This is a genomic window from Streptomyces sp. NPDC034099, assembly GCF_055575415.1.
Genome location: NZ_JBVISR010000005.1, coordinates 561,161 through 579,849 on the forward strand (window position 1 = coordinate 561,161; position 18,689 = coordinate 579,849).

General features: G+C 72.8%; 20 protein-coding genes. 9 read left to right on the top strand and 11 right to left on the bottom strand.

The features are described from left to right. The first annotated feature begins 57 nt into the window (after nucleotides 1-57). A complete protein-coding gene (locus ACZ56V_RS18445) occupies nucleotides 58-1,080 on the top strand; it encodes a DUF8017 domain-containing protein (RefSeq protein ID WP_398912095.1) in 1,023 nt (340 codons plus the stop codon). Between the two features lie 31 nt (nucleotides 1,081-1,111). Here the strand turns inward: ACZ56V_RS18445 and ACZ56V_RS18450 are convergent, their stop codons facing one another. The 3 genes from ACZ56V_RS18450 to ACZ56V_RS18460 form a co-directional block, all read right to left on the bottom strand. Then, a complete protein-coding gene (locus ACZ56V_RS18450; protein WP_398912096.1) occupies nucleotides 1,112-1,957 on the bottom strand; it encodes a spermidine synthase in 846 nt (281 codons plus the stop codon). A gap of 25 nt (nucleotides 1,958-1,982) precedes the next feature. Then, the gene (tuf, locus tag ACZ56V_RS18455) at nucleotides 1,983-3,173 is read right to left on the bottom strand and encodes an elongation factor Tu (protein WP_468943417.1); all 1,191 of its coding nucleotides are present in this window, start codon (nucleotides 3,171-3,173) and stop codon (nucleotides 1,983-1,985) included. Nucleotides 3,174-3,447: 274 nt separating this feature from the next. Then, nucleotides 3,448-4,170 carry a DNA alkylation repair protein gene (locus ACZ56V_RS18460; protein WP_468943419.1) on the bottom strand — a complete coding sequence of 241 codons (723 nt, stop codon included), beginning with the start codon at nucleotides 4,168-4,170 and terminating at the stop codon, nucleotides 3,448-3,450. A 49-nt stretch (nucleotides 4,171-4,219) separates the two neighbouring features. Here ACZ56V_RS18460 and ACZ56V_RS18465 point away from each other — a divergent pair, with 49 nt between their 5' ends. The 3 genes from ACZ56V_RS18465 to ACZ56V_RS18475 all read left to right on the top strand — a co-directional run bounded on the left by ACZ56V_RS18465 (nucleotide 4,220) and on the right by ACZ56V_RS18475 (nucleotide 6,414). Continuing rightward, complete coding sequence (locus ACZ56V_RS18465; RefSeq protein ID WP_356369061.1) at nucleotides 4,220-4,996, top strand: TVP38/TMEM64 family protein; 777 nt, start codon at nucleotides 4,220-4,222, stop codon at nucleotides 4,994-4,996. A gap of 299 nt (nucleotides 4,997-5,295) precedes the next feature. Continuing rightward, entirely contained in the window at nucleotides 5,296-6,171 is an 876-nt protein-coding gene (locus tag ACZ56V_RS18470) for an undecaprenyl-diphosphate phosphatase (protein WP_398912099.1), read from the top strand. Nucleotides 6,172-6,234: 63 nt separating this feature from the next. Further along, nucleotides 6,235-6,414 (top strand): hypothetical protein, encoded by a 180-nt coding sequence (locus ACZ56V_RS18475; RefSeq protein ID WP_104633106.1) that lies wholly within the window; start codon nucleotides 6,235-6,237, stop codon nucleotides 6,412-6,414. A gap of 71 nt (nucleotides 6,415-6,485) precedes the next feature. Here the strand turns inward: ACZ56V_RS18475 and ACZ56V_RS18480 are convergent, their stop codons facing one another. Then, nucleotides 6,486-7,226: an SDR family oxidoreductase gene (locus tag ACZ56V_RS18480; RefSeq protein WP_467384751.1), complete on the bottom strand. Its 741-nt coding sequence runs from the start codon at nucleotides 7,224-7,226 to the stop codon at nucleotides 6,486-6,488. Nucleotides 7,227-7,397: 171 nt separating this feature from the next. Between ACZ56V_RS18480 and lnt the strand changes: the two genes are divergently transcribed. Further along, complete coding sequence (gene lnt, locus ACZ56V_RS18485; protein WP_467384752.1) at nucleotides 7,398-8,972, top strand: apolipoprotein N-acyltransferase; 1,575 nt, start codon at nucleotides 7,398-7,400, stop codon at nucleotides 8,970-8,972. Here lnt and ACZ56V_RS18490 read toward each other — a convergent pair. Next, entirely contained in the window at nucleotides 8,896-9,801 is a 906-nt protein-coding gene (locus ACZ56V_RS18490; RefSeq protein WP_467384754.1) for a Gfo/Idh/MocA family protein, read from the bottom strand. The genes lnt and ACZ56V_RS18490 overlap by 77 nt on opposite strands. A gap of 13 nt (nucleotides 9,802-9,814) precedes the next feature. Continuing rightward, on the bottom strand, nucleotides 9,815-11,005 hold the full coding sequence (locus ACZ56V_RS18495; RefSeq protein WP_468943425.1) for an FAD-dependent monooxygenase: 1,191 nt from the start codon (nucleotides 11,003-11,005) through the stop codon (nucleotides 9,815-9,817). 101 nt (nucleotides 11,006-11,106) lie between these two features. On the opposite strand from ACZ56V_RS18495, the gene ACZ56V_RS18500 reads away from it, so the two are divergent. The 3 genes from ACZ56V_RS18500 (at nucleotide 11,107) to ACZ56V_RS18510 (ending at nucleotide 12,887) form a co-directional block, all read left to right on the top strand. Next, nucleotides 11,107-11,727 carry a TetR/AcrR family transcriptional regulator gene (locus tag ACZ56V_RS18500; RefSeq protein ID WP_468943428.1) on the top strand — a complete coding sequence of 207 codons (621 nt, stop codon included), beginning with the start codon at nucleotides 11,107-11,109 and terminating at the stop codon, nucleotides 11,725-11,727. A 43-nt stretch (nucleotides 11,728-11,770) separates the two neighbouring features. Beyond that, nucleotides 11,771-12,283, top strand: a complete 513-nt coding sequence (locus ACZ56V_RS18505) for a DinB family protein (RefSeq protein ID WP_104633100.1) — start codon at nucleotides 11,771-11,773, stop codon at nucleotides 12,281-12,283. Between the two features lie 103 nt (nucleotides 12,284-12,386). Beyond that, nucleotides 12,387-12,887, top strand: a complete 501-nt coding sequence (locus ACZ56V_RS18510) for a hypothetical protein (RefSeq protein WP_468943513.1) — start codon at nucleotides 12,387-12,389, stop codon at nucleotides 12,885-12,887. Between the two features lie 38 nt (nucleotides 12,888-12,925). Here ACZ56V_RS18510 and ACZ56V_RS18515 read toward each other — a convergent pair whose 3' ends face one another. The 5 genes from ACZ56V_RS18515 to fabG form a co-directional block, all read right to left on the bottom strand. Continuing rightward, complete coding sequence (locus ACZ56V_RS18515; RefSeq protein WP_468943432.1) at nucleotides 12,926-13,468, bottom strand: hypothetical protein; 543 nt, start codon at nucleotides 13,466-13,468, stop codon at nucleotides 12,926-12,928. Nucleotides 13,469-13,552: 84 nt separating this feature from the next. Further along, nucleotides 13,553-14,236, bottom strand: a complete 684-nt coding sequence (ung, locus tag ACZ56V_RS18520) for a uracil-DNA glycosylase (RefSeq protein WP_467384761.1) — start codon at nucleotides 14,234-14,236, stop codon at nucleotides 13,553-13,555. Between the two features lie 73 nt (nucleotides 14,237-14,309). Next, the gene (locus tag ACZ56V_RS18525) at nucleotides 14,310-15,896 is read right to left on the bottom strand and encodes an ABC transporter substrate-binding protein (RefSeq protein ID WP_467384762.1); all 1,587 of its coding nucleotides are present in this window, start codon (nucleotides 15,894-15,896) and stop codon (nucleotides 14,310-14,312) included. Nucleotides 15,897-16,105: 209 nt separating this feature from the next. Further along, entirely contained in the window at nucleotides 16,106-16,867 is a 762-nt protein-coding gene (locus tag ACZ56V_RS18530) for an SDR family oxidoreductase (RefSeq protein WP_104635130.1), read from the bottom strand. Between the two features lie 43 nt (nucleotides 16,868-16,910). Continuing rightward, nucleotides 16,911-17,672: a 3-oxoacyl-ACP reductase FabG gene (gene fabG, locus ACZ56V_RS18535; protein WP_104635131.1), complete on the bottom strand. Its 762-nt coding sequence runs from the start codon at nucleotides 17,670-17,672 to the stop codon at nucleotides 16,911-16,913. 265 nt (nucleotides 17,673-17,937) lie between these two features. On the opposite strand from fabG, the gene ACZ56V_RS18540 reads away from it, so the two are divergent. Beyond that, nucleotides 17,938-18,687 carry a hypothetical protein gene (locus ACZ56V_RS18540; RefSeq protein WP_467384764.1) on the top strand — a complete coding sequence of 250 codons (750 nt, stop codon included), beginning with the start codon at nucleotides 17,938-17,940 and terminating at the stop codon, nucleotides 18,685-18,687. Nucleotides 18,688-18,689 lie beyond the last annotated feature (2 nt).

Below are 18,689 nucleotides of genomic sequence, written 5' to 3' on the forward strand. Positions count from 1 at the left end.
CCCCTGACAAGGCCCGGTGACCGAATCGTGTCCTGGGCGGCATTAGGGTGACTGCTCATGTGGCCAGGACAGCAGCCGCCCGGGGGCGAGCAGAACCCGCAGAACAATCCGTACCAGCAGCCGGGGTACCAGCAGCCGAATCCGTATCAGCAGCCCGGCTACCAGCAGCAGCCCGGCGCGTACGGGCAGCAGCAGTGGAGTACGCCGCAGCCGGCCACCGTTCCGCAGCCTGCGACGGGCGGCGGTGGGGGTGGCGGCAACCGGACGAAGCTGGTCGCGATCATCGCGTCCCTCGCCGTGGTGGTGGCCGCGGGTGTCACCGGATTCCTGGTGCTCGGCGGTGACAAGGACGACCAGGCGGACGACGGCAAGGACAAGAAGACCTCGGCGAGCCCGACCGTGGAGAAGTCCGGGTCCCCCACCGCGGACCCGAGTGCGTCGGGCTCCGACGAGAACCCGCGCGGGGGCGAGGGCGCGAAGGCGACCGTCGACGGCTGGAAGGTCGTCGCCAATCCGCGCTTCGGCACCATGTTCGACGTGCCCGCGGACTGGGAGATCGACAGCACCGACACCAGCGTCGGCTTCGAGTGGGAGGAGGACGGGAAGACCGACCGCACCACGGTCACCGCCCCGGCCTATCTGAAGTCCGAGTGGTGCACGACCGACGAGAACAAGGACGGCCGCAAGGAGACCACCGCCCTCGCCACCACGGGCACCCGCGGCGAGAGCGGCGCCAAGACCACCGACCAGGCGGCCGAGACGCGGGTGCCGTGGTGGATCTACGGCGGTTTCACCGAGCCGGACAAGAAGAGCGTGAAGTACGGCAAGCCGAAGGCGTACACCACCGCGTCGGGCATCAAGGGGAGTGTCATCACGGCGCACTCGGAGGGCGCTCCCAAGAAGGGCAAGTGCGACACCGAGGGCAAGGCGATCACCTTCGCGTTCAAGAACAGCGCTGGCGATTTCGTCACCTGGAACCTGTACGGCGCCAAGGGCGTCAAGGACGAGGTCCCCGAGGCGACGATCCAGAAGATCCTCAGCACCGTGCGCCTCACCGAGGAACCGCCGACCGAGTCGTAACGCCCCCGTAACACCGGGGTTCGTAGGCCGCTCAGCCGATGCCGAAAGCCCCGGCGGGCGGCTCGGGCGACGGTACGGCGTCCTCGTCGCGCACCGGACGGGCGTCGCCGACGAAGTCCCGCAGGGCGGCCCCGTGCTCGACCCTGGCCGGGAAGGCGTCGGCGGCGGTGCGCCGGGCCAGGGCGGCGGTGTCCAGCGGCCGGTGCGCGGCGACCAGCACCGCGTTGCCGAAGCGGCGCCCGCGCAGCACGCCCGGTTCGGCGATCAGCGCCAGCTCCTGGAAGAAGGCCGCGAATCCGGCGAGTTGGCCGCGCAGGAAGCCGAACGGGGCCCCGTCGGCCAGGTTGGCGACGTACACGCCGTCGGCGCGCAGGACGCGGGCCGCCTCGCGCACGTAGCCGACGGAGGTCAGGTGCGCGGGCACCCGTGAGCCGCCGAAGACGTCGGCGACCAGCACGTCGGCCGAGTCCGCGGGCGCGGCCGCGAGCCAGGCGCGGGCGTCGGCGCCGTGTGCGGTGACGCCCGCGTCGGGTGGCAGCGGAAGGTGCTCGGCGACCAGGCCGAGGAGCCCCCGGTCGGCCTCCACGACGTGCTGCCGTGAACCGGGCCGGGTCGCGGCCACGTACCGGGGCAGGGTGAACGCGCCGCCGCCCAGGTGCAGGACGTCCAGCGCACGCCCCGGCTCGGCGACCGTGTCCAGGACGTGGCCGAGCCGGCGCGTGTACTCGAACTCCAGGTGCGCCGGCTCGTCCAGGTCGACGTACGACTGCGGCGCCCCGTCGACGGTGAGCAGCCAGGCCCGTTCCCGGTCGACGTCGGGCATGAGCTTGGCGGTGCCGTGGTCGGTGACGCGACTGACGGGTATGGCTTCGTTCACCTGCCCATTGTGCCAAGCGCCGGTCTCATCCGACGGCGGTCACGGTCCCCGCCCCCACGGTGCGGCCGCCCTCGCGGATCGCGAAGCCGAGCCCCGTCTCCAGGGGCACGTCCCGCCCCAGCTCGACCGTCATGGTGACGGTGTCCCCGGGCCGGGCGACGGCCACCTCGCCGAGGTCCACGTCGCCGACCACGTCCGCGGTGCGGAGGTAGAACTGCGGCCGGTAGCCGGTGGTCAGCGGCGTGGAGCGGCCGCCCTCGCGCGTCGACAGCACGTACACCCGCGCGGTGAAGCGGCGCGCGGGCACGACGCTGCCGGGTGCGGCGACCACGTGTCCACGGCGCACGGTGTCGCGGGCGACTCCGCGCAGCAGCAGCGCCACGTTGTCCCCGGCCTGTGCCTCCTCCATCGGCTTGCCGAAGGTCTCCAGGCCGGTGACGACCGTCTCGACGGACGCGCCGAGCACCTCGACCCGGTCGCCGACGCGCACGGTGCCGCGCTCGACGGCGCCGGTGACGACGGTGCCGCGGCCGGTGATGGTGAGCACGTTCTCCACCGGCAGCAGGAACGGCGCGTCCAGGTACCGCTCGGGCATGGGCACGTACGTGTCCACGGCGTCGAGCAGCGCCTCGACGGACGCCGTCCACCGCGGGTCGCCCTCCAGGGCCTTGAGCCCCGAGACCCGTACGACGGGCACGGCGTCGCCGCCGTAGCCGTGCGCGCTGAGCAGTTCGCGGACCTCCAGCTCGACCAGGTCGGTCAGTACCGTGTCCTCGCCGTCCTCGACGGCGTCGGCCTTGTTGAGCGCGACCACGATGTGGTCGACGCCCACTTGCCGGGCGAGCAGCACGTGTTCGGCGGTCTGCGGCATGATCCCGTCCAGCGCCGAGACGACGAGGATGGCCCCGTCGAGCTGGGCGGCGCCGGTGACCATGTTCTTGACGTAGTCGGCGTGGCCGGGCATGTCGACGTGCGCGTAGTGCCGGGTGTCGGTCTCGTACTCGACGTGCGCGATGTTGATGGTGATGCCGCGCGCCGCCTCCTCCGGGGCGCGGTCGATGCGGTCGAACGAGACGTACGGGGTGGTGCTGCCGGCCCCGCGCTCGGCGAGGACCTTGGTGATGGCGGCGGTCAGGGTGGTCTTGCCGTGGTCGACATGGCCCATCGTGCCGATGTTCAGATGCGGTTTGGTGCGGACGTACGCCGTCTTGGACATGGCGGTACCTCGAAGCCTCGTGGCGGTGGTGGGGACCCCGGGGGCCGGCCGACCCTCCCCCTGCGGGGTCCGCCGGACGATCCGGGGAGGGTCAGCTTCGGGCGCCGTCGACTGCGGCGGTGAAGTGGGCGACGGCAGCCTTCGGGGCATCCGCGACCGCGGATGCTGCGAGGTGGAAGGCGTACCGGAACATGACGCCGATCATCGCCGACGCTTCGTCCCACGTCGAATGGTTTTTACGGGATTGGGAGTTCGATGTCCGCCGTCGCGCTTGCTACGGGCCGATGCTCCGCAGCGCCTCGCGGACGGACAGCGGCGCGAGGCCGGTCCGGTGCTCGGCCACGAAGGCGCGCACGGCGTCCGGATCGGTCTTGGCGTACTCGCGCAGGCACCAGCCGACGGCCTTGCGGACGAAGAAGTCGCCGTGGCCCGACCGGCGCACGCAGTAGCCGAAGAGGCGGTCGGTGTCGGTGTGTTCCCTGTAGCGCAACTGGTGGAGGAGCGCCGCGCGCACCAGCCAGAGGTCCTCGTCCTCGATCCAGGCGTCCATGTCGGCCGTGAGGCCGCGGTCGGCGGCGACCAGGCCCCCGACGACATGCGCGGCGAGCAGGTCGACGGTGTCCCACCACGGGACCGTGGTGAGCAGATGCCGGGCCACGGGCAGGAAACCGGACGAGCAGTGCGTCACATACCGGCGCAGGTAGTCGACGGCGAAGTAGTGGTACTCGCGCTCGGGCAGCCGCCAGCAGCGCAGCGCGACCGCGGCACAGTCCGACTCGTCCGGGCGGGGCACGCCCGCCAGCACCGTGCGGGACAGCGAGCGGCGAACGGGCGAGGTCAGGCCCAGGAACGGGGCCACGTCCTTCATGTACGCCCGCTGCCCGGCGGCCCGCCCGGGGTCGGCCGCGGCGGGGTACTCGACGGTGAGCCGCTCCAGTACCGTGTCGGCGAGGGCGCTGTGCGGCGCGTCCGGAATCGGCCGGGCTGTGACGCTCATGAGACGCACCATACGGCGATCACACACATGTGTCGGTTAGTGTCACCGGATGCTCGATGCCACCACCCGCTCTGGGGGCACCGCCACGGTCTCTCCCCGGGCCGCCGCCGAACTCGCCGTCGCCACCGCCGCCGGACCGGTCGCGCCGACCGGCTTCGCCGCACGTGTGACGAGAGTGCTGCTGTCCCCGTGGTCGCGGCTCTCCCTGCTGGTCGCCCTGCTGGCCTCGGCCGCGACGACTGTGGTGCTGTTCCAGCCGCAGCAGTTGCTGACCAACGGCTGGCCGCCGCAGCTCGGGGGTGCGGCGGCGGCCCTCGCGTACGCGGTGGCGTACGGGCTGTGCACGGTCGCCTTCGTGCCGCGCCCGCTGCTCAACCTGGCGGCCGGTGCCCTGTTCGGTTCGCAGCTGGGGCTGGCCTCCGCGCTGGCGGGGACGGTGCTCGGCGCCGGGATCGCCTTCTGTCTCGGCCGGGTGCTCGGCCAGGAGGCGCTGCGGCCGCTGCTGCGGGGCAAGTGGCTCAAGGCCGCGGACGGGCAGCTCAGCCGGCACGGCTTCCGCTCGATGCTGGCGGCGCGGCTGTTCCCCGGGGTGCCGTTCGCCGCCGCCAACTACTGCGCCGCCGTGTCCCGGATGGGCCTGCTGCCCTTCCTGCTGGCGACCGGGCTCGGCTCGATCCCCAACACCGCCGCCTACGTCGTCGCGGGCGCCCGTGCCTCGACGCCGACCTCCCCGGCCTTCCTGATCGCGCTGGCCTGCATCGCCCTGCCTGGGCTCGCGGGCGCGGTGGTGGCCTGGCGCAAGCGGCACCGGCTGCGCGGGCACTGACGGGGCGTTGCACCGCTTCCAGGATCCTGGTCCGCGCCGGTCTCCTGCCGCCGGGCCGGCACGACGCCGGTGAGCCTCGGCAACGGGCCGGCCCTGACGACCCTCATGGCGTCGCCGGCTGGACGGCGGCGGGCCCCGCGGTGACGTGGGGGCCTGCTCACCCCCGCCGTCCCGGGTTCATTTCGGGGCGCTACGCTGCCCCTCGGCACGCCAGGTCCCGATCACCAACGCGACGGTTCGGCGTGTCCGCCGACCGTTTCTCGCCGTTCCCCGATCGCCGCTTGGACTGACGTAACTCCATGTCTTGGTTTGAATCCCTCGTCCTCGGACTCGTCCAGGGACTGACCGAGTTCCTCCCCGTTTCCTCCAGCGCGCACCTGCGGCTGACCGCGGCGTTCTCCGGCTGGCACGACCCGGGCGCGGCCTTCACGGCGATCACCCAGATCGGCACCGAGGCCGCGGTGCTCATCTACTTCCGCAAGGACATCGGGCGGATCATCGCGGCGTGGACGCGCTCGCTCACCGACAAGTCGATGCGCCACAACCCGGACGCGCGCATGGGCTGGCTGGTGATCGTCGGCTCGATCCCGATCGGTGTGCTCGGCCTGACGCTGAAGGACCAGATCGAGGGCCCCTTCCGCGACCTGCGGATCACCGCGACGATGCTGATCGTCGTCGGCATCGTCATCGGCATCGCCGACCGGATGGCCGCCCGGGACGAGAAGGGCGGCCGGCACCGCGCGCCGCAGCAGCGCAAGGAGCTGGAGAACCTGGGCGTGCGGGACGGTCTGATCTACGGCCTGTGCCAGGCGGCGGCCCTCATCCCCGGCGTCTCCCGCTCCGGCGCGACCATCAGCGGCGGCCTCTTCATGGGATACCGGCGCGAGGCCGCCGCGCGGTACTCGTTCCTGCTCGCGATCCCGGCGGTGCTCGCCTCCGGCGTCTTCGAGCTGAAGGACGCGATGGAGAGCGACCACGTCTCCTGGGGACCGACGCTCTTCGCCACGGTCATCGCCTTCGCCACCGGGTACGTGGTCATCGCCTGGTTCATGAAGTTCATCTCCACCAAGAGCTTCATGCCGTTCGTCTGGTACCGCATCGCGCTCGGCATCGTCATCATCGCCCTGGTCGCGACGGGTGTCCTCAGCCCGCACGCCGCGGAGTCATCCGGCTGAGACGAACCGCTTGTGTAGCCGTGCGGTAGCGCAGTGTCAGTTCTTGCCCCTAGGCTTGTCCGCATGTCCCCCGATTACGTGACCCCTGGTTCCGTGCGGTCCGCCGCGGAACTGAACGAGCAGATCCGCGCGCTGTGGCGGCGCGCGGGCGGGACCCTGTCCGCGCAGGAGCGTGTGGAGTACGAGTTGCTGGTGGTCGAGTGGGCGACCGCGATCCGGGGCCAGGTCATCGAGGCGGCCTGAGCGGCGCACCGCCCCACACCCCGGCCCCGGACCCCCGGCCCGCCCCTTCGGCCCCGCCTCCCTTGGCCCGGTCAGCGCCCGCCCGCCACCCGGAGCACCGTCCCCGTCGTGTAGGACGCCTCGGGCGACAGCAGCCAGGTGATCGCCGCGGCGATCTCCTCCGCCCGGCCGGCGCGCCCCATCGGCACCGCCGCCCCCATCCGCTCCGCCCGCCCGGCATCGCCCGCCGCCGCGTGCATCTCGGTGTCGATCACCCCGGGGGCGACGGCGTTGACCCGGACCCCGTCCGGGCCGAGCTCCTTGGCCAGGCCCAGTGTCAGCGCGTCGACACCCGCCTTGCTCGCCGCGTAGTGCACGTACTCCCCCGGGCTGCCGAGGGTCGCGGCGCCCGACGACACGTTCACGATCGCACCGCTCCCGCGCGGCGTCATCAGCCGCGCCGCCCGCCGGGCGCACAGCAGCACGCCCAGCAGGTTGACGTCGAGGACCCGTCGCAGGTCCGCGGTGTCGCTGTCGGCGAGCCGCCCCAGCGGGCCGGTCACGGCCGCGTTGTTCACCAGCCCCGTCACCGGGCCCAGCCGCTCCTCCGCCACGTCGAAGAGCCGCTCGACGTCGGCCTCCACGGACGTGTCCGCGCGCACCGCGACCCCGCGGCCGCCCGCCTCGCGCACCCCTGCCACGACCGCCTCGGCGGCCGCGGAGTCTCGCGCGTAGCCCACGACGACGTCGTGGCCGTCCGCCGCGAGGCGCAGACAGGTCGCCGCTCCGATCCCCCGGCTTCCGCCGGTGACCACCGTGATGGGCCGTGTCATGAGCTACCTCCACACTTTGATCGATCATCGATCATCCTAGGCGAGGTCTCACGCGCCGGACAGACTCCGGGGTGACGGACACGGACTTCGGTGTGATCAACTGAATTCGCGCCCGTCGCGTGCGCACACTGTAGGGATCACCGGGTAGGGATCATCGACAGGGAGGAGCCCATGAAGACGCTCGACCACTGGCTCGCCTCCCCGTGGCGGCGCTCGGCCGTCGCCGTGCTCGCCGGGGCCCTGCCCGTGCTCGCCTTCCCGGGCCCGGCCCTGTGGTGGTGGGCCTGGTTCGCCCTGGTCCCCTGGATCCTGCTGGCCCGGACCGCGCCGGGCGGCAGACGCGCGGCGTACGACGGGTGGTGCGGCGGGTTCGGGTTCGTGCTGGCCATGCACCACTGGCTGCTGCCGAACCTGCACGTGTTCACGTTCGTCATCGCCGCGCTGCTCGGCGCGCTGTGGGTCCCCTGGGGCTGGCTGGTGCGCCGGACGCTGGGCGGGGCGCCGTCCGCCGGCCGGGTCGCGGCGGCCCTGGTGGTGCTGCCGTCGGGCTGGCTGCTGGCGGAGCTGGTCCGCTCCTGGCAGGGGCTCGGCGGCCCCTGGGGGATGCTCGGCGCCAGCCAGTGGCAGGTGGCTCCGGCGCTGCGGCTGGCCTCGGTGGGCGGTGTGTGGCTGCTCAGCTTCCTGGTCGTGGCCGTCAACGTCGCGCTCGCCGTCCTCGTCGCCGTGCGCCGGGCGAGGGTGCCGGCCCTGGCGGGGCTCCTCGCCACGGCCGCGGCCACCTCGGCGGCCTGGGTCTGGTCACCGCGCCCCGACACCGACGAGCGGGCCGCGATCGCCGTGGTGCAGCCGGGCGTCGTCGCCGGGGCGGACAGCGCCGACCGGCGGTTCGACCGCGAGGAGCAGCTGACCCGGCGGCTCACGGACCGGGACCTCGATCTGATCGTCTGGGGCGAGAGCAGCGTCGGCTTCGACCTGGGCGACCGGCCGGACCTCGCCCGGCGGCTCGCCGCGCTGTCCCGGGAGACCGGCGCGGACATCCTGGTCAACGTGGACGCGCGGCGCTCCGACAAACCCGGCATCTACAAGAGTTCGGTGCTCGTCGGCCCCCAGGGCCCGACCGGCGACCGGTACGACAAGATGCGGCTCGTCCCCTTCGGGGAGTACGTGCCGTTCCGCTCGCTGCTCGGCTGGGCCACCTCCGTGGGCAAGGCGGCGGGCGAGGACCGCAGGCAGGGCACCGAGCAGGTGGTGATGGACGTCGGCGACGGCCTGCGGATCGGGCCGATGGTCTGCTTCGAGAGCGCGTTCCCCGACATGAGCCGCAGTCTCGCCGCCGACGGTGCCGAGGTGCTGGTCGCCCAGTCCTCGACCTCGACCTTCCAGCACACCTGGGCACCCGAGCAGCACGCCTCGCTCGCCGCGCTGCGTGCCGCCGAGACCGGCCGGCCGATGGTGCACGCGACGCTGACCGGCGTGTCCGCCGTCTACGACGCGAGCGGCGCGCGGATCGGCTCCTGGCTCGGCACCGACGCGAGCACCTCGCGGGTCTACGAGATCCCCGTCACCCACGGCACCACGCCGTACGTCCGCTACGGCGACTGGACGGTGTACGCGGCGCTGCTCACCCTCGCGGCCTGGGGCGCCGCCGAGGGCGTGCGGACGGTGCGGCTCAGGCGGAGCGGTCGAGCACGGCCCGCACCACGCGCTCGCACAGCTCATGGGTCTCCAGCGCGTCCCGGGCGCTGAGCACCCTGCCGGAGCGCACCGCGTCGAGGAAGGCGAGCACCGCCTGCTCGATGCCGCGCTGACGGGCCACGGGAACCCAGTCGCCGCGCCGCCGCACGGTGGGCTGGCCCTTGTGGTCGATCACCTCGGCGAGGTTGACCACCTGGCGCTTGGTGTCCTGGCCGGAGACCTCCAGGATCTCCTCCGCCGAGCCGCTGAGCCGGTTCATCACACCGAGCGCGGTGAAGCCGTCCCCGGCGAGCTGGAGCACCACGTGGTGGAGCAGGCCGTCCTCGGCACGGGCGCGCACGGTCACGTCGTCGACCGGTCCCGGCACCAGGAACCTCAGGGTGTCGACGACGTGGATGAAGTCGTCGAGGATCATCGTGCGCGGGTCCTCGGGCAGTCCGGTGCGGTTCTTCTGCATGAGGATCAGCTCGCGCGGGTGCTCGGCGCACTGCGCGTACCCGGGGGCGTGGCGCCGGTTGAAGCCGACGGCGAGGCTGGTGCCGCGCTCCTCGGCGAGCGTCACCAGGCGTGCGGAGTCGGCGAGTTCGTAGGCGAGGGGCTTGTCGACGTAGGTGGGGACGCCGGCTTCGAGGAGCCGGGTCACGATCTCGGGGTGGGCGGCGGTCGGCGCGTGCACGAAGGCGGCGTCCAGGCCCTGGGCGAGGAGCGCGTCGAGGTCGGCGTGGCGCTGCGCCGGCGGGATGCGCAGCCGGTCCGCGACCCGGGTGAGGGTGGCGGGGGTGCGGGTCTGCAGGTGCGGTTCGATCCCGGGGAGGGCGGCGAGCACCGGCAGGTAGGCCTTCTGCGCGATGTCGCCGAGTCCGATGCAGCCGACCTTCACGGGATGTGCTCCTCTAACGCTCGTAACGCTCGCCGACCTGGGTCCGCCGGGAAGCATACGGGGGCTGCGGTGGCCGCCAGTCGGCGATGCCGTCGAAGCCGCGCAGGAACAGGGCGGGTCCGGCCTTGGACAGGGCGACGATCACGGCGTCGCGGACCGCGGCCCCGGCGCGGTTGCCCATCAGGTTGAGGCGGGCGACCTTGACGGCCCGCCGGGCGATCGCGGTGGTGCGGGGCAGCCGGGCGGCCGTGTAGGCGGCGAGGTCCTGCTTGTGGTGGGCGAGCACGACCGCGTCCTCGATAGCCTGGTTGCCGCCCTGGCCGAGGTTGGGCGGCATGGCGTGCGCGGCGTCCCCGAGGAGGGCGACCCGGCCGCGGTGGTAGGCCGGCAGCGGTTCGGCGAGGTGGTGCACGTCGTGGCGCAGGACGTCCTCGGGGCGGGCGGCCGCGAGGACGGCGGGGACGGGGTGGTGCCAGTCGCCGTAGCGGTGCAGCAGTTCGGCCTTCTCGTCGGCCGCGTGTCCGCCGGCCGGGGTGACGGCGGCGGCGTAGGCGTAGACCCGGCCGTCCCCCAGCGGGTGCGTGCCCCAGATGCGACCCCGGCCCCACGTCTCGTGGGAGGCGAACTCGGCGCCGGGGACCGGGATCACGATCCGCCAGGTGGTGAAGCCGGAGTAGACGGGCCCCGGGTGGTCCGGGAAGAGCGCGCGGCGCGCGACGGAGTGGATGCCGTCGGCCGCGACGACCAGGCCGGCCTCCAGTTCGCCGTCCGGCGTGCGGACCGTCGCCGGACGGTCGCGGCCCCCGGGGTCGGCGACCGTCGCGTCGGCGGCCGTGCGGACGGCGTCCGGCGGCAGCAGCGCGGCGAGGCGCTCGACGAGGGTGGACCGGTGCAGCAGCACCAGCGGACCGCCGAAGCGTGCCGCGGCGGCTTCGGCGCTGGTCCGGGAGAGCCAGCGGCCGCCGGGGGTGCGCAGTCCCCCGTCGCCCTGCCAGGCGGCGAGGTCGCGGATCTCCTCGCCGAGTCCGATCACGTCCAGGGCGCGCAGGGCGTTGGGCGACAGCGAGATGGCCGCGCCGACCGGCCGGAGCGAGGGTGCGCGCTCCAGGACGGTGACCCGCAGGCCGCTCTGGTGCAGGGCGACCGCCGCGGTCAGGCCGCCGATGCCGCCGCCGATCACGACGGCCGTCTTCGTGCGTGTCATGGCTCTCCTCGGCACTTCCTCGACGCTTGACTCACTACAGATGTAGTAGATCCTGCCGCCGACTGTACTACAGCCGTAGTGAGCCGGGTAGGTTGATCTCCATGTCCGCACACACCGCGTCCCCCGGGCCCTCGGCGGGTGCCTCCCGCGCCGACCTGGTCGCCGACGCCGCCCTGGCCCTGCTCGCCGAGCGCGGGATGCGGGGGCTCACGCACCGGGCGGTCGACGAGGCGGCCGCACTCCCCCAGGGCTCCACGTCCAACGTCGCGCGGACCCGGCAGGCGCTGCTGGAGCTGGCGGTGCGGCGGCTGGCCGACCGGGAGGCCCGGGTGCTGGCGCTGCACGAGATGCCGGACCCGCGCGCCGGCCTCGACGCCCTGGTGGACGCGCTGGCGCTGGCGACGCACCGCGCCCTGACCCGCAACCGCGCGCTGACGCTGGCCCGGTACGAACTGGCGCTGGAGGCCACCCGCCGCCCCGAGCTGCGGGCGCACTTCGACACGGCGGGCGCCCGCTTCCGGGAGCAGCTGGGCGCCCTCGTCACCGCGATGGGCTCGGCCGAACCGGCCCGGCACGTGCTCTCGCTGGTCGCCTGGGCGGACGGCCTGATGTTCAGCTGCGTGGCCGGGACCTTCCACGCCGAGGTGCCGAGCCTCCAGGAGGTGCGGTCGGGGCTGCGAGAGCTCCTGGACGGCATACTGGGTGGCGGGCCGGACAGCTGAAATCCCCTGGTGGGACCGGCCGGTTCTGGGCGAGGATGCCGAGATGACGACCGAACGCCGTGAACCCCCCGTCGACGCCGACGAACGCGCGATGCTGGAGGGCTGGCTCGAGTACCACCGGCAGACCCTCGCCTGGAAGTGCGAGGGACTCACCGACGAGCAGTTGAGGACGGCCGCCGTGGCACCGTCGACGCTGTCCCTGATGGGACTCGTCCGGCACATGGCGGAGGTGGAGCGCAGCTGGTACCGCAGGGTGCTGGCGGCCGAGGACGCGGGCCCGATCTACTACTCCGACGAGGATCCGGACGGCGAGTTCCGGCTCACCGAGGCGGACACCTTCGCTCAGGCCCACGCCACCTGGCAGGCCGAGATCGAGGCGGCCCGCCGGAACGCGGCCGGCGTCCCCCTGGACGAACCGACCCGGGGCAAGCACCTGCGCACCGGCGAGCGCTACACCCTGCGCTGGATCCACACCCACATGATCGAGGAGTACGCCCGCCACAACGGGCACGCGGACCTCCTCCGCGAGCGACTGGACGGAGCCACGGGCGACTGACGTCACCCCCGGGCGCCCACGGGCCTCCGTACGGGGCCGGAGATCACCCGTGCGGGGCAACCTCCGCCCGTCCGGCGCCGGCCGGGGCGCCCGAACCAGCAGAGTGGCGCGGGTGCATCGAACGACGACCACCGCAACGCTTCTGGTGACCGTGGCTGTCTCGGCCCTGACCGGCTGTACGACGGTCAGGGGGCCGGCCTCGGCCGACCCGTCGGCGGGCGGGGCCCGCTCGTCCGCGCCGCGCCCGGACGGCCCGGCCGAGCCCCGGGCCGTCCAGGCCCCGGCCCGGGAGGCGCTGGAGATGATCGGCCCCTCTCCGAGCCCGGAGCGCACCGGCGGGGAACCGCGCCGTACGCGGCCCCCGGCGGCCCCGTCCGCGCCGCACCGCCCCCCGGCCGCCCGCGCCCCCGAGCAGCGGCCCGCCCGCCCTGGGCCGCCGGCGCACACCCGTGCGCCCGAGCCCGCCCGGCCCCGGGTGCCGGATCTGCCCCGCGGCACCGGCACCGGCGGGAAGGCGGACGTGTGCTCCCTCGGCAAGCAGTACGGCGGTTGGCGGCCGGGCAGCCCCGAGGCCCGCATCTGCGAGCAGGCGTACGGCCGCTGAGCCCGGCCCGCGCCGCACGAGGGCGGGGCAGCCCGGGGCTAGGGCCGCTGTCGCGGCGGCCGGCCCCACTCCCCCGGGCGGTCGGGCCCGTCCGTGCCCCGGCCTGCGCGGTCCAGGCGCAGCGCCAGCCGGTCGATCGAGGCGCGTACCCCCTCCCCGTAATGTCCGGGGGCGAGGGACTCGGCCGCGGCGCGGGCGCGCCTCAGGTGCAGCCGGGCGGCCTCGCGGTGACCGAGCCGGTCGTAGTCCGCCGCCACGTTCAGGTGGAGTGAGGGGTAGAGGGCCCGGGCGGCGGAGGTGCCCTCGTGCCGGTCGGCGAGCAGGTCCTGAGTCAGTTCCTCGGCGGCCGCCAGCGCCCGCAGGTCCCAGGCCAGCTCCTCCTCGGGGTCGTCCTGGGTGTCGGCCAGGTAGTGGGCCAGCGTGCAGCGGTGCAGGGCGTCACCGCGCTCGCCGATCTCCGCCCACAGGCCGAGGAAGCGGTGCCGGGCCTCCTCGCGGTCGCCCGCGTGGTGCAGCATGGCGACCTGGCCGATCCGCGTCAGCACGGCATCCTGCGCCGCCTGTTCCTGTCCCTTCGCCACCGCGTCCTCCGTGCCCTCGTCGGCTGTCCCGACGACGCTAACCGCACGCGTCCGCTTTGCCCGACAGGCGGCACCGGGCCCGGCTCAGCCCAGGTTCGGGATGGTCCAGTCGATCGGTTCGTGGCCCTGCCCGGCGACCGCCTCGTTGATCTGTGTGAAGGGGCGGGAGCCGAAGAACTTCTTCGCGGACAGCGGGGAGGGGTGCGCCCCCTTGACCACGACGTGCCGCGTCTCGTCGATCAGCGGCAGCTTCTTCTGCGCGTAGTTGCCCCACAGCACGAACACCGCTGGGTCGGTGCGGTCGGCCACCGCGCGGATCACCGCGTCGGTGAACAGCTCCCAGCCGCGGGACTTGTGCGAGTTCGCCTCACCGGCCCGGACCGTGAGCACCGCGTTGAGCAGCAGGACGCCCTGCTTCGCCCACGGCATCAGATAGCCGTTGTCCGGGATCGGGGTGTCCAGCTCCGCGTGCATCTCCTTGTAGATGTTGCGCAGGGACGGCGGGACCTTCACCCCCGGCCGGACCGAGAAGCACAGCCCGTGGCCCTGGCCCTCGCCGTGGTACGGGTCCTGGCCGAGGACCAGCACCTTCACCCGGTCGAACGGCGTGGCCTCCAGCGCGGCGAAGACCTCCTCGCGCGGCGGGTAGACGGGGCCTTTCGCCCGCTCCTCCTCGACGAACTCCATCAGCTCCTTGAAGTAGGGCTGTTGCAGCTCGCCGCCCAGCACCTCGCGCCAGGACTCGGGCAGCATGGCGATGTCGGTCACGTCAACTTCCTTACGCTGTGCGGTCGCTTCCACTGCTCACGAACCTACCGCCGACCACTGACAACGGGGGCGCCTACCAGCTCGTCTTCCGTTCGAGCTGCCACATCATCATGATCGTCGAGGGGTCCAGGGCCTGCTCCGCGCCCGAGATGTCCGTGCTGGCGGCGACGTACTGCTTGCCCTGCCACAGCGGCAGCAGCCGCGCGTCGTTCACCATGATCTGCTGCGCCTGCTCGAACTCCCGCTCCACGTTGGCGCGGTCGCTCTCCCGGCGTGAGCGCGGCAGCAGCTCGCCGGTGATCTCCGGTGTGAGGTAGGGCGTGCCGAGCGCGTTCTGCTTGCCGACGAAGGGGGCGATGAAGTTCTCGGCGTCCGGGAAGTCCGGGGACCAGCCGCGTCCGAAGACCGGGTACTCGCCCTTCTGGTAGCCGGCGACGTACGTCTTCCAGGGGCGGCTCTTGAGGGTGACCTTGAACAGGCCGGAGGCGTCGAGCTGCCGCTTGATCTCCTCGAACTCCTTGGCCGTCTCGGAGCCGTAGCGGTCGGTGGTGTACCAGAGGGTGAGCGGGACCGGGTCGGTGATGCCGGCGTCCTCGAGTATCTTGCGGGCCTTGGGGACGCTGGGGTCGCCGTAGTCGTCGAAGAAGCCCGTGGTGTGACCGGTCAGGCCCTTGGGGACCATCGAGTACAGCGGGTCGACGGTGTCCTGGTAGATCCCGTGGGCGATCAGCGTCCGGTCGATCACCTGGGCGACGGCCTGGCGCACCTCCTTGCGTCCCGCCCACGGGTCCCCGGGGTTGAAGACGAGGTAGCTGATCTCCGTACCGCTGCCCTCGACCAGCTGGAGGTTCTCCTCCTTGCCCTCCTTGCCCTGGAGCGTGACGACGTCGTCGGCGGCGAGGCCGCGGTAGGTCACCTGGATGTCTCCGTCGCGCAGCGCCTTCACCATGCCGGCGGAGTCCTTGAAGTAGCGGATGGTCACCGCCTTGTTGTGCCGTTCGGCGAAGCCCTCGTAGCGGTCGTTGCGCACGAGTTCGGCCCGTTCGCCGTCCTCGTACGTCTGGAGGGTGTACGGGCCGGAGCCCACGACGCCGTTGCCTTCGCGCAGGGCGTCCGCGGGGTAGTCGCCGGGGTCGACGATCGACATGGCGGGCGTGGCGAGCACGAACGGGAAGGTGGCGTCGGGCTTGTTGAGGTGGAAGACCACCTCGTGCTCGCTCGGCGCCTGGACCCGTTCGAGGCTGCCGAGCAAGCCGGCCGGACCACCGTTGACGTTGATGTCCTTGATCCGGTCGATCGAGTACTTGACGGCCCGGGCGTCGAGGCGGTCGCCGTTGGAGAAGGTCAGGCCCTCGCGCAGCTCGCAGCGGTAGACCTGGTTCGTGCCGTCGGTGAACGAGCACTGCTCGGCGGCGTCGGGCTGGGGTGCGGTGGCCCCGCTGGGGTAACTGAGGAGCGTCTGGTAGATGTTCCGGAACAGCTCCCAGGAGCCGTCCCAGGACGCGGCCGGATCGAGCGTGCTGGGGGCGCTGGTGGTCCCGACGACGATCGGCTCCTCGTCCTCCGAACTGTCGGACGACAGGATGCCGCATCCGGTGACCAGTGACGATATGGACACGATGGCCGCGACCCGCCGCAGGCCTCGCTTCCGGTTGAACACGCGCACGCTCCTCGATCCGCCGTACCAAGGGTCGGCAGACCATACCGCAGCGCCATGCCCCCTGAACCCCCTTCTGAACAGGGGTTTTGATCATTTGAGGATGACTACGTTGTCATCGTGCACGGGGCTCCGATACGCGGACACGGGCGCCGTTCGCGTCGACGGCGCCCGTGTCCGGGATCGATCTGGAGGGGTCCTCGTGGGCGAGATCAGGCCACGCCGGCGTTCAGGAAGATGCCGCCGTCGACGACGAGCGTCTGACCGGTGACCCAGTCGGACTGCTCCGAGGTGAGGAACGCGGCGGCGCCGCCGATGTCGGACGGCACGCCGAGCCGGCCCAGCGGGTAGCCCGCGGCGGCCTCCTCCTCGCGGCCCTCGTACAGGGCGGCGGCGAACTTGGTCTTCACGACCGCCGGGGCGATCGCGTTGACCCGCACCTTGGGCGCGAACTCGTGCGCCAGCTGCGCGGTGAGGTTGATCAGCGCGGCCTTGCTGACGCCGTACGCGGCGATGAACGGCGAGGGCGAGAGGCCCGCGACGGAGGCGATGTTGACGATCGCACCGCCGTTGTCCTTCTGCCAGGCGTGCCAGGTGCGCTGGGCGAAGCCGAGCGCCGAGATCACGTTGGTCTCGAAGACCTTGCGCGCCACGTTCAGGTCGAGGTCGGCGATCGGGCCGAACACCGGGTTGGTACCGGCGTTGTTGACCAGGAAGTCGACGCGGCCGAAGGCCTCCATCACGCGCTCGACGGCGACGGCCTGGTGGGCCTCGTCGTGCGCCTTGCCGGCGACGCCGATGACCCGGTCGGAGCCGAGCCTGTCGACGGCCTCCTTCAGCGCGTCCTCGTTGCGGCCGGTGATGCAGACCCGGTCGCCGCGCGCGACGAGCGCCTCGGCGACGCCGTAGCCGATGCCGCGGCTGGCGCCGGTGACGAGCGCGACCTTGCCGGAGAGGGCGGGGAGTTCAGTCATGTCAGTGGTCCCTAATCCCAGTGTTCCCTAGTCTCCGCGCGCCCTAGTCGAGCGGTCCGCCGGCCACGTACAGCACCTGGCCGGAGACGAAGCCGGCGGCCTCGCCGGTGAAGAAGGCGATGGCGTTGGCGATGTCCTCGGGCTCGCCCACGCGCGCGACCGGGATCTGGGTGGCGGCGGCGGCCTTGAAGTCGTCGAAGCCCATGCCGACGCGGTCGGCGGTGGCCTTGGTCATCTCGGTGGCGATGAAGCCGGGGGCGACGGCGTTGGCGGTGACGCCGAACTTGCCCAGTTCCTTGGCGAGGGTCTTGGTGAAGCCCTGGAGACCGGCCTTGGCGGCGGAGTAGTTGACCTGGCCGCGGTTGCCGAGGGCGGAGGAGGAGGACAGGTTGACGATGCGCCCGAACTTGGCGTCCACCATGTGCTTCTGGCAGGCCTTCGACATCAGGAAGGCACCGCGCAGGTGCACGTTCATGACGGTGTCCCAGTCGGAGACGCTCATCTTGAACAGCAGGTTGTCGCGCAGCACTCCCGCGTTGTTGACGAGGATGGTCGGGGCGCCCAGCTCCTCCGCGATCCGCGCGACGGCCGCCTCGACCTGCGCCTCGTCGGAGACGTCGCAGCCGACCGCGATCGCCCTGCCGCCGGCCGCGGTGATCTTCTCCACGGTGTCCTTGCAGGCGGCCTCGTCGAGGTCGATGACGGCGACGGCACGGCCCTCGGCGGCCAGTCGTACGGCGGTGGCGGCACCGATGCCGCGCGCGGCTCCGGTGACTACGGCGACCCGCTGCTCAGTGGTGGACATTCGCTGCTTCTCCTCGTCCTGGGGATGCGGCCCGTGCGGAGCGTGCGCCCTGGGTGAGCGACCGCTTAGTACCTTCCGCAGACGTGACGCTAGAAGCCCTGGCACCCGGTGTCAACGGGACACCGGCCCGGTGTGATCCATTACCTGGCCCTCCCGGTGCGCCGGGTCGCCCCGGTCGCCCGATCGGCCCAGCGCTGCGGGCCGCCCGGCCGCCGGGCCCCTAGCGTCGAAGCGCGAGCCACTCGTGGCCGGAAAGGAGGCGTCCATGCGCCGTCGCACCGGTGCAGCAGGCATAGCCGTCGCGATCGCCGCGATCGTGCCGCTGGCCAGCCCCGCACCCGCCCAGGACCTCAACTCGAACCTGGAGCCGGACTGCCGGAGCTTCACCTACCAGGAAGCGGTACCGATCGGGCTGGACGAGGATCCGGGCCTCCCGGACCCGTCGTGCCCCGAGGGAATGTACGAAGACCCGTCCGACGAGGCCCCGCTGGAGGAGGGCGCGCTCGACGACGGCCGACTCGACGGGGGCGGAGTCGACGACGGGCGACTCGACGGTGCTCTGCCCGACGGAAGCGGAGCGGGCCAGGCCCGACCGGACGGGAACGGCCCCGGCGGAGGCGGACTCGGCCAGGACCGGCCGGACGGGGGCCGGATCGACCAGGACCGGCCCGGGCAGTCGCACGCCACCGGCCAGGGTCCCTTCGACCAGGGCGGGATCCGTGAGATCCGGGAGGACGACGGCGCGGGCGGCGCGGCGCGGGGAGACCGGGACCAGCTCCCGACGATCTCCGCCACCTCCGTGCCGCGTCCGGCCACCACGGTGCCGGCCCCGGCCGTGACCACACCGGCGCCCGTGACCTCCCCCGCCGTGACGCCGACGCTCGGCACCCAGGGCGGCCTGGGCGGCGCCTCGGGCACCGGGCCCAGCGACTGGGACATCGGCATCGGCCTGAGCTTCGTCACCGGCGCCGCGCTCGCGGCGGGTTACGTGATCAGACGGCGCCGACGCGCCTGAGA

Coding starts and splice junctions, on each gene's coding strand:
- ACZ56V_RS18445 (WP_398912095.1), top strand. CDS start 58: ATGTGGCCAGGACAGCAGCCGCCCGGGGGCGAGCAGAACCCGCAGAAC.
- tuf (WP_468943417.1), bottom strand. CDS start 3,173: ATGTCCAAGACGGCGTACGTCCGCACCAAACCGCATCTGAACATCGGC.
- ACZ56V_RS18460 (WP_468943419.1), bottom strand. CDS start 4,170: ATGAGCGTCACAGCCCGGCCGATTCCGGACGCGCCGCACAGCGCCCTC.
- ACZ56V_RS18465 (WP_356369061.1), top strand. CDS start 4,220: ATGCTCGATGCCACCACCCGCTCTGGGGGCACCGCCACGGTCTCTCCC.
- ACZ56V_RS18470 (WP_398912099.1), top strand. CDS start 5,296: ATGTCTTGGTTTGAATCCCTCGTCCTCGGACTCGTCCAGGGACTGACC.
- ACZ56V_RS18475 (WP_104633106.1), top strand. CDS start 6,235: ATGTCCCCCGATTACGTGACCCCTGGTTCCGTGCGGTCCGCCGCGGAA.
- ACZ56V_RS18480 (WP_467384751.1), bottom strand. CDS start 7,226: ATGACACGGCCCATCACGGTGGTCACCGGCGGAAGCCGGGGGATCGGA.
- lnt (WP_467384752.1), top strand. CDS start 7,398: ATGAAGACGCTCGACCACTGGCTCGCCTCCCCGTGGCGGCGCTCGGCC.
- ACZ56V_RS18495 (WP_468943425.1), bottom strand. CDS start 11,005: ATGACACGCACGAAGACGGCCGTCGTGATCGGCGGCGGCATCGGCGGC.
- ACZ56V_RS18500 (WP_468943428.1), top strand. CDS start 11,107: ATGTCCGCACACACCGCGTCCCCCGGGCCCTCGGCGGGTGCCTCCCGC.
- ACZ56V_RS18505 (WP_104633100.1), top strand. CDS start 11,771: ATGACGACCGAACGCCGTGAACCCCCCGTCGACGCCGACGAACGCGCG.
- ACZ56V_RS18530 (WP_104635130.1), bottom strand. CDS start 16,867: ATGACTGAACTCCCCGCCCTCTCCGGCAAGGTCGCGCTCGTCACCGGC.
- fabG (WP_104635131.1), bottom strand. CDS start 17,672: ATGTCCACCACTGAGCAGCGGGTCGCCGTAGTCACCGGAGCCGCGCGC.
- ACZ56V_RS18540 (WP_467384764.1), top strand. CDS start 17,938: ATGCGCCGTCGCACCGGTGCAGCAGGCATAGCCGTCGCGATCGCCGCG.